At 65.9% G+C, this 9,229-nt stretch carries 5 protein-coding genes; all 5 read right to left on the bottom strand.

Annotated elements, in window-relative coordinates; translation table 11 throughout:
* Positions 1–184: 184 nt before the first annotated feature.
* The 5 genes from V7D81_RS05085 to V7D81_RS05065 all read right to left on the bottom strand — a co-directional run bounded on the left by V7D81_RS05085 (position 185) and on the right by V7D81_RS05065 (position 9,211).
* Positions 185–1,978: a serine/threonine-protein kinase gene (locus V7D81_RS05085; RefSeq protein ID WP_324314975.1), complete on the bottom strand. Its 1,794-nt coding sequence runs from the start codon at positions 1,976–1,978 to the stop codon at positions 185–187.
* Positions 1,979–2,143: 165 nt separating this feature from the next.
* Positions 2,144–4,837 carry a helix-turn-helix transcriptional regulator gene (locus tag V7D81_RS05080; protein ID WP_324314973.1) on the bottom strand — a complete coding sequence of 898 codons (2,694 nt, stop codon included), beginning with the start codon at positions 4,835–4,837 and terminating at the stop codon, positions 2,144–2,146.
* A 216-nt stretch (positions 4,838–5,053) separates the two neighbouring features.
* Positions 5,054–6,394, bottom strand: a complete 1,341-nt coding sequence (locus tag V7D81_RS05075) for a sensor histidine kinase (protein ID WP_324314972.1) — start codon at positions 6,392–6,394, stop codon at positions 5,054–5,056.
* A gap of 180 nt (positions 6,395–6,574) precedes the next feature.
* A complete protein-coding gene (locus tag V7D81_RS05070; protein ID WP_324314971.1) occupies positions 6,575–7,924 on the bottom strand; it encodes a sigma-54-dependent transcriptional regulator in 1,350 nt (449 codons plus the stop codon).
* A 78-nt stretch (positions 7,925–8,002) separates the two neighbouring features.
* Positions 8,003–9,211, bottom strand: coding sequence for an ABC transporter permease (locus V7D81_RS05065; protein WP_324314969.1), 1,209 nt, complete (start codon positions 9,209–9,211; stop codon positions 8,003–8,005).
* Positions 9,212–9,229: the final 18 nt, after the last annotated feature.

Here is a 9,229-nt window from a genome sequence, read left to right as displayed (position 1 = left end):
GAACGTCTATCACACGCTGGTGTGACGGACCTGTGGGGCCGGCTTCAGCCGGCCTGAAAACAGTCAGGCTAAAGCCTGACCTACAGTCGGAGGCCGGCTGTGACCGAAGGGAATCCCGCGGGAAAGCCGGCCCCACAGGCAGAACGAATCCCCTGTCGGTCACGGTCTTTCGCGACCTCCCGTCTCACTCGCAATACGACTTGCACTCCCGCATCTCGTCCAGGCACATCCGGTCCGCTTCGCGTGCGTTGTTGTCGCAATCCTGGCGGCGCGAGGCGACGTTGCCGCTCAATACGTTCACACAGGCGTTGTAGCGTGCGCTGATGCGCGCGAGGCAGGCACTGCGATCTCGCGCGTATTCGCAGCGCGCCTGACCATAGAACGAACAATCTGCCGACGCCGCGTTCGCGCCGGGCGATGCAGTGAAGCCGCCAGTGGCGCCGAAGCCGACGGCACGCATGCAGTCCTGCTTGCCGCGACGATTGATGCTGCGGCACTCGCCGTCCGAGCGTTCGCATTGCGCGAGGCATTCCTGGCGACGGATCTGTGCGGAGTTGTCGACTTTTGCAACTCGCACCGGCGCTGCAGCAACGGGTGTTTGCTCCGCGACGACGGGCGTCGCTACCGGCTCGGGTTGCGCCTGCACCGGTGCGGTCGTTTCGGCCGCCTGTGCGGGCGGCCCCTGTGTCGATGCGATCTGTGTCGATGCGATCTCGGCAGGAGGTTGCTGCGGCGGCTGCGTGCCACTGGTGTCGACAGGCACGGCAGTGCCAGTGCTTGCCGGCGGCGCAACGGTTGCGACAACCGTCGGCTGTTCACGCGTCATGTAGTAACCGCCGGCAGCCGCGGCGGCGACGAAGCCCAATCCCAGCACGATCCACACTGCCGCCTTGCTGCCACTGCTCTTCGGCGCCTGCAATTCAGACAGGAACGCATCCAGCGACGTCCAGCGGTCATCCGGCCGCGGCGACATCGCACGCATCACGGCCTGCGCGTAGCGCAACGGTACGTCGCGACGCACTTTCTCCAGCGGCTTGACCGCGCCCATCGGAATCGTGCCGGTCAGCAGCTCGTACATCACCACGCCGAGCGCGTACAGGTCGGCGCGCCAGTCCACTTCCTTCGCATCGAGCCGCTGCTCCGGCGCCATGTAGTACGCGGTGCCGAGCGTCATGCCCGTCTGGGTGAGCTGCGAGTTGCTGTAGGCGCGCGCGATGCCGAAGTCCATCAGCTTGAGGGTGCCGTCCTCGGACAGCCAGATGTTTTCCGGCTTGAGATCGCGATGCACGATGTAGCGATGCGCGTAGCGCAACGCGTCGATGAGCTGGCGCGCGATATCGGTGACTTCGGCGACGCTGAACTCGCGCCGCGCCTGGTTGTAGTCCTCGATGCGCTGGCGCAGGGTCTGGCCCTTGAGCCGTTCCATCGACAGGTAGTAGTGACCGCCCGCCTCGCCCACGTCGTAGACGCGCACGATGTTCGGATGCGAAAGATTGCTCGACACCTTGGCCTCGGCGAGGAAGCGTTCCTTGGCCGCGGTGCTGAAGGAAAGATCCTGGCGCAGCACCTTGATGGCGACGTCTTCGCTGCGCAGCCGGTCGCGCGCCGCGTAGACGTACCCCATGCCGCCCTGCCCCAGCCGTTCGCCGATCTCCAGGCGGCCCGACAGCACGGCGCCGGTGTCCATGCGCACGAGCGTCGAATGCACCGCGGGCGAGGGCGCGCTGTCGTCGCGCATCATGGTTGCGCTGCTGTCGTCGACCGGAACCCGCGTGTAGCGGCCGGACTCCGTCAGGAATTCGTAGGCTTCGACGATGGCGGACAACGCCGTCTGATGCTGCAGGCGCTCGGTGTCGGTCTGCGCACCGACCAGCTTTTCCTGGATCGTCGACAGCCGCTGGCCGTAGGCGCGTGTCACGCCGGCGGCGTCTTCGCTGCCCGTGAGGCCGAGGCGGGCCAGCGCTGCACTCTTGTCCATTCAGGCTTCCTGGTTCTTTGCTGTGTAGGAACGGTGAGGGCTCTGCATCGCCTTCTTGCTGTGGGTGCGGGCTTCTGCCCGCACCGGGCCGGCTGAAGCCGGCCCCACAGTGAACGGGGAGATAGCACAAACGCCAGCATAAGGGAGCGGCCCCTGCCCGTTTTCTTACGAATGACGACGGAACAGGTCGGCGGCCTGGCCGCGCGAATCGCAGTCGAGCTTGTCGAGGATGTTGGCGATGTGGCGCTTCACGGTATGCAGGCTCAGCGACAGCGAGCGGGCAATGTGCTTGTTGCTGGCCCCGGCGGCCACCTCGCCCAGGACTTCGAGCTCCCGTTCCGACAGGGCAGCGAGCAGCCCCTTTCGCTGCGCCGGCTCCGCCTCCGGCAGCTCGACCCAGCGGCCGAGCGTTTCCAGCAGCTGGGCGTGTTCGGGCGACTTCTTCTGCTGCGCCGGGACGAGTTCGAGCAGTTCGTTCACGACCTTGCGCGATTCGAGCAACAGCAGACCGACCGCGCGCTCGCGAATGACTTCGTCGTACGCCGGCTGGAACAGTGTCCACGCCTCGGCCTTGCGACCCTGCATGAGCACCGCGTAGCTCAGGTTGATACGCGCGTCGGCGTAGATCATCGGCATGCGGCACTGATCGTAGGTCGTCAACGCTTCGCGCAATGCGCCTTCGGCTCGCCGCCAGTCCTTGTCGAGCAAGGCATCGAGACCGCGTACCGTGGCCGCCGCGCTTTCCGTGAACGGCCATTCGCCCGGCATGATGGGCGCCGTCAGGTACGGCAGCACTTCACGGAACGCGGCGACCTGATCGAGCAGCCAGCACGCACGCCCCAATGCGTGGCGATAGGCACGCAGCCACACGACGTTGTGCCCGGCGAGCTCCGCGATCTGCAATCCCTTGATGTGCGCATGCATGATGCTCATGGCGCGCTCGGGATCGCCGAGTACGACGCTGGTGATGGCGCGCAACTGACCCAGCCGCTCGATGGCCAGACGCACGCCACCGAACTGATGCTGGATCACTTCCGCCTGCGCCAGGGTGTCGAGCAGTTCGGCGCGACGGCCGCGCCAGAGATGCGCCCACGCCCCGATGGTGAGAGCGGAAATGTGCCAGGGCAGCGGCTGGCTGCCGCGCACGAGCTGGAATGCAGTGAAGAACCGCTCGAAAGTCTCGGCGATCCCCGGGATGCCGATCAGCACGCAGTGGATGCGATCGGCCGTGTTGGCGCAGATGGTCGGATCGCTTTCCACGAGCGTCACGAAATCGCGCATGTAGCTGGCGACCGCGGGAAGATCGCCCGACGGCGTCGCGCACCATGCGCGCTGCATCGCGAGTTCCGCCTTGCCCTGTTCGTTGAGCGGCAGCTGCGCCGCCTGTTCGATGCGCTGACGCGCTTCTTCGCGGGCGCCCGATGAGTTCAGCGCATCGACCAGGTGGAACAGCGCGGTGACGCGATCGGGCAGATCCTCCGCTGCCGTGAGCCCGTCGACCGCCGGCGTCAGCTCGCGCCGGGCACGCGGCCAGTCCCAGCGGAACCAGGCGCAGGTGCCGCGGATGTAGCGGATGCGGGCATTGCCGGCGCGGACGTGTTCGGGAATCGCATCGATCCAGCGTTCGACGGTGGCGATACCGCCGTGCGCCAGCCGCTCCTGCGCCGCCTCGGCGATGCGGGCCATCGCTTCTTCCCAGCGCTGCGCCACCAGCAGGTGATAGATGGCGCGCGACTGTGTGCGTTCGACCTTGGCCGTCAGCTCATGCAGTTCGCGCTTCAGCTCCGGATGACGGCGCGCCAGCTCCGCTTCGAGGAAGTCGCGGAACAGATCGTGAAAGCGCAGCACCGGCGCCATCTCGTCGATGGCGGTCAGGAACAGGTTGCGTCGATACAGCGACTCCAGCACCTGTCGCGCATCGGTACGGCCGGTCAGCACCGAGCACAGATAGGGGCTCAGTTCGATCAGGATCGAGCTGCGCAGGACGAAGTCCTGCAGGTCTGCGGGCAGTTCATCCAGCACTTCCTGCGCGAGGTACGCGAACAGGTGCCGGTTCGAATCGTTGCTGTCGGCCTTGCCGAGCAAGGCGGGTGCGGCGCGCGATTGCAGCACCAGCAACAGTCCCGCGGCCCAGCCCTGCGTGCGCTGCATCGCCTCCTGCACCGCTGCCGTATCGAGCGTCTTGCCGAACTTGGCCATCGCGAGCGCGGCCGCATCCTCGGCGGTGAACTGCAGATCGGCGGGCGTGAACCACCCGAGTTCGCCGTAGGCACGCCAGCGCGCCAGCGACAGCGGCGGTTCGATGCGGGTGCCGAGCACGAGGGTGACGTGGTCGGGCAACCGTTCGATCAGCGAATCGAGCAGCTCGTAGGCTTCGGTCTTTTCGATGCGGTGCAGATCGTCGAGGACGATGACGATGCGTCGCGCCACGCTCGTGCACAGCGCATTGACCAGTGCCGCCAGCGCCGCACGCGTCTGGGCGCGCGAAGCCGCAACGCTGTCGACCAGCGCGCGCGGATCCGCGTCCCAGCTGAGTTCGAGCGGTTCGAGCGCCTGCAGCAGCGCGGCGAACAAGCGGTTGGTGTCGTTGTCGTCGTTGTCGATGGTCAGCCACACCGCGGTCGTCTCGGCGGGCGGATCGGACATCCATTGCGCCAGCAACGTGGTCTTGCCGGAACCGCCGGGCGCGCAGACGAGCGTCACCGGATTTTCATCGATGGATCGCGACAGGCGCTCGAGCAATGCAGGGCGGGTCAGGATGTCGCGGCGCACGCGCGGTGCGCGGAACTTGGTCAGCGCGACGAGGTTCCACTGGCCCGTCGTCCCGAGGGTATCGACGCTTTCCGGATTGGCGACCATGCGAGCGGCTGAGCTGTTGGTTATTTGCCGGGTATTGTCAGACAGGACATTCGGACACTGCAATCTTCCTGTGGGTCAGGCTTCAGCCTGACTCCGCAAGGCCGGCTAAAGCCGGCCCCACAGGAAGAGCTTCTTCTGTGGGTCAGGCTTCAGCCTGACTCCGCAAGGCCGGCTGAAGCCGGCCCCACAGGAAGAGCTTCTTCTGTGGGTCAGGCTTCAGCCTGACTCCGCAAGGCCGGCTGAAGCCGGCCCCACAGGAAGAGGGAGCCACAACGTCGCCACCAGCCCGCCGCCCGGCCGGTTGGCCAGCGAAATCCGTCCCCCGTGCGCTTCCACGACTTCGCGGCAGATGGTCAGTCCCAGCCCTGCGCCGGAGGGTTTGGTGGAATAGAACGGCAGCAGCGCGGAACGCAGGACGTCATCCGTCATGCCCGAACCGCGATCCATCACCTGCACCCGCCAGCCGCCGGCCTGTTCGGCCACGTGGACGTCGATGCTGTCGTCGGGCGCCCCGGCCTCGCGCGCGTTCTTCACCAGATTGATCAGCACCTGTTCCATCTGGGTGGGATCGAACACGGCCGTGCGGTGCGACGGCGCCTCGACCAGCCGGAAATTCGCGGTCTGCTGCAGCGAGCGCAGGAACGACGGCCAGTCCACTTCCTCGGGCTGCGGCCGCGGCAGCTTGGCGAAACGCGCATAACCGTCGATGAAGCTGTGCAGGTGCTTCGCCCGATCCTCGATGGTGCGGAAAATGCGCTCGAACTGGGCCGGCTCGGGATGTCCGGCGAGCTGCCGCCCCGAATGCGCGAGCGAGGAGATCGGCGCCAGGGAGTTGTTGAGTTCGTGGGCAATCACGCGGATGACCTTCTTCCAGGTCTCGACTTCCTGCCGCGACAGTTCGCGCGTGAGCTGCTTCAGCAGATACAGCCGGTGCATCTGGCTGTTCAGCAGGAAGCCGCGCTGCGACAGGTGATAGATCTCGGATTCGCCCTCGGTCTCGACCGTGAACAGCGAATCGCCTTCGGTGGCGACCGCCTGACGCAACGGCTCGGGCGCCGACTGCAACAGTTCGGCGAAGGACAGGCCTTCCAGCTTGCGGCCGCCGAGAAATGCCTGGCGCGCGGCGACATTGCTGTAGACGACGCGTTCGGCGGCATTGGTGAGCACCATCGACAGCGGCGTCGCCTGAATCACGGTGTCGAGCAGCAGTTCGCGCTGATAGAGCGACTGCCGTTCGGATCGCAGCAGGGCGCCGAGCCCGTTGTAGCTTTCGACCAGCGCGGTCAGTTCCGGATGCGAAGACGGCGCGATGCTCACGCTGAAATCGCGATCCTTCATGCTGACGATGCCGTCGCTGATCGCCTGCAGCGTGTTGCGATAGGGCCGCGTGAGGTAGCGCGCGCAGAACAGACTCAGCATCACGACGACGATCAGCGTGGCGAGCCCCGCCATGAACCGCGAATCGAGCCAGTCGTCGAACAGCACGTAGATCGCCACGGCCGCGATCGTCAGCAGGGCGCAGAGCAGGGCGAGCCTGCCTTCGAAGGAAAAACGCATGGCGGGATAGTGCGGGCTCTGGTGAGGGCGTGACAAGAATCGGCAGTGCTCTCCCTCTTCTCTGTGATTTCTTGCTGTGGGGCCGGCTTCAGCCGGCCTCTGAGGAGTCAGGCTAAAGCCTGACCTACAGGCCCGACTTTGGAAAAGGCCGGCTGAAGCCGGCCCCACAGCAGGAAATTCCTACTCCCGCCCGCCGACCTCCTTGAGCCCGAGCTTCTCCATGCGTCGATACAGGGCCTGACGGCTCAATCCCAGTTCGCGCGCTGCGCGGGCGATGACGCCGCGGGCGCGGGCCAGGGCCTGTTCGATTTCGGCGCGGTCCGGCTCGCGTTCGAATTCCGGTTCCGCTGCGGAGGCGACGGCTTCGAGCCCCAGGTCGGCCGGCGTGATCTGCGGGCCGGTCGAGAGCAGGCAGGCGCGGCGAATCGTGTTCAGCAGCTCGCGAACGTTGCCGGGCCAGCCATGTGCGAGCAACGCGCGTTCGGCCGCGGCATTCAATTCCCGGCCTTCGAGGAAATGCCGGGTCAGCGGCAGGACGTCGTCCGGACGCTCCGCGAGCGGCGCCACCTTCAGTTCGATGACGTTGAGCCGGTAGAAAAGGTCTTCGCGGAAACGGCCTTCAGCGATGGCGGCGCGCAGGTCGGCGTTGGTCGCGCTCACGACGCGCACCTTCACTCTTCGCGTCACGCTGCTGCCGAGACGCTCGAACTCACCCGTCTGCAACACACGCAGCAGCTTGGCCTGGCCTTCCAGCGACAGGTTGCCGATCTCGTCCAGAAACAGCGTACCGCCGTCCGCGGCCTCGAACCGTCCCTGCCGCGCCTTGACGGCACCGGTGAACGCGCCGGCTTCCGCGCCGAACAGTTCGGCTTCCATCAGATCCCTGGGCAGGGCGCCGACGTTCACCTTCACGAACGGTCCGCTGCGCACGGATGAATTCGCCTGGATGATGGCGGCGATGATTTCCTTGCCCGAACCGTTCGGGCCCGTGACCAGCACGGGCACGTCCGCCGGTGCGATGTGCGTCGCCTTCGTGACCACGTCGCGCATCGCATCGCTTTCGAACACCAGTCCGCACAGATCGAATCGCGCTGCCAGTGCAGCCCGCGACTCGGCGCGCTTGCGCACCGCGCGCTCGCGCTCCACCGACAGGCGCCGCAGGTCGAGCAGGTTGCGCACCGTCGTCAGCAATCGCGCATCGTCCCAGGGCTTGGCGAGATAGTCCGCGGCGCCGGCCTTCACCAGTTCGACCGCGGTTTCCAGGTGCGTCCAGGCCGTGAGCAGCACGATGGGAACCGACGGATTGCGCTCGCGGATCGCATGAAACAGCGCGATGCCCTCCTCGCCCGAGGTCGCTTCCTTCCTGAAGTTCATGTCCTGCAGGACCAGGTCGATCTCGTGCGAGACCAGGGCGCGCATGCCCTCCTGCGGTCCATTGGCGCCGATGACGCGATGTCCCTGCAGCGACAGCAGCACTTCCAGCGCGGTGCGGATCGCGTCGTTGTCGTCGATGATGAGGATGGTGGGCATGGGAGCAGGCTACTGGCTACTGGCTACTGGCTACTGGCTACTGGCCGGAGTGTGCGGCGGTTCGTTGCCGGTTCCAACTCACACGGTGCGCGTCGCGATTGCGGGTGGGATCGCGGCGGCACGGCGCGCCGGAACGAAGACCGCGATCTGTCCGAGAATCCATAGCAATCCGACGCCGGCGATGACGTACATCGGCTGCAGGGGCGGCAGCGAGTAGGCAGTGCTCAGCCAGTGGCTGAACGCGAACGCCAGCAACGCGCCGAGCGCGACGCCGCCGGTGGTCAGCAGCCAGTTCTCGATCATGAAATAACGAATGATGTCGATGCGCCGTGCACCGACCGCGCGACGCGTGCCGATCTGCTTGGTGCGGACGCTGACATGGAAGCTTGCGAGGCCCACGATGCCGAGCGCCGTCACGCACACCATCAGCCCGATGATGACGCTGAGGAACGCGACCATGCGGCTGTCGGCGCGATAGCTGCGCTCGACCCAGTAGGTGTGCGGACGCACCCATGTCACGGCGCGGTTGAGATTCGACTCCGACAGCTTCTTCTCGATCTCGGCCACCAGTGCATCACGCTGGCCCGGCTCGGTGCGGATCGCATAGCGCACGGTCGGTCCGTTGGGAATGCGCGGCTGGAACATGACCATGGAAGGTTTCTCGAAGCTCACCCAGGCGCCGAGCATGTTTTCCATCACGCCGACGACGGTCGCGGACTGGCCGAGCGTGTCATAGACCGTCCGTCCCAGCGCCGGCTCCTTGCCGAACAGACTCTCGGCCACATCGCGCGTGACGATCACCGCAGGCACGAAGTCCGAGTTGTTGGGACTCGGGTTGTACTGCACTTCCTGTTCGGTGAACGCGCGCCCTTCGATCAGCTTCACGCCGAATGCATCGACGCCATGCTCATCGAGGAAGTACAGGTTGGCAACCGTGTTCGACTTCTGCGGATCCGGCGTTTCGCCGAACTGCGACTGCATGCCGCCGCCCGACATCGGAATGCCGTTGGTCGACGTCGCCGACACCACCCCCGGAATCGCGCGCAGCATGTCGAGATCGCGCTGCACCGTGTCGCGATGATCGTAGTTCGGCCCGAAGCCGTAGCTCTGCACGAAGATCAGGTTGGCCGAATCGATGCCCGGCGGCCGGCCGATCTTTTCGACGCGCTGCATGATGATGAACACGGCATTGGCCACGACGGCGAGCGTCAATGCGATCTGCAATCCGACCAGGAATACGCCGGTCTTGTTGCGGAGCATGGCGCTGAGGATGGGACGGAATTCCATGGGAACCTCGAAAAATGG

This window comes from Povalibacter sp. (assembly GCF_036735925.1).
GTDB lineage: Bacteria > Pseudomonadota > Gammaproteobacteria > Steroidobacterales > Steroidobacteraceae > Steroidobacter.
The sequence above is the reverse complement of the archived record's forward strand: the minus strand, read 5'-3'. Positions and strand labels throughout refer to the sequence as shown.

What these genes read in the sequence shown, in the direction of transcription:
- V7D81_RS05075 (WP_324314972.1), bottom strand. Translation starts at nt 6,394, where the DNA reads ATGCGTTTTTCCTTCGAAGGCAGGCTCGCCCTGCTCTGCGCCCTGCTG.
- V7D81_RS05065 (WP_324314969.1), bottom strand. Translation starts at nt 9,211, where the DNA reads ATGGAATTCCGTCCCATCCTCAGCGCCATGCTCCGCAACAAGACCGGC.
- V7D81_RS05080 (WP_324314973.1), bottom strand. Translation starts at nt 4,837, where the DNA reads ATGGTCGCCAATCCGGAAAGCGTCGATACCCTCGGGACGACGGGCCAG.
- V7D81_RS05085 (WP_324314975.1), bottom strand. Translation starts at nt 1,978, where the DNA reads ATGGACAAGAGTGCAGCGCTGGCCCGCCTCGGCCTCACGGGCAGCGAA.
- V7D81_RS05070 (WP_324314971.1), bottom strand. Translation starts at nt 7,924, where the DNA reads ATGCCCACCATCCTCATCATCGACGACAACGACGCGATCCGCACCGCG.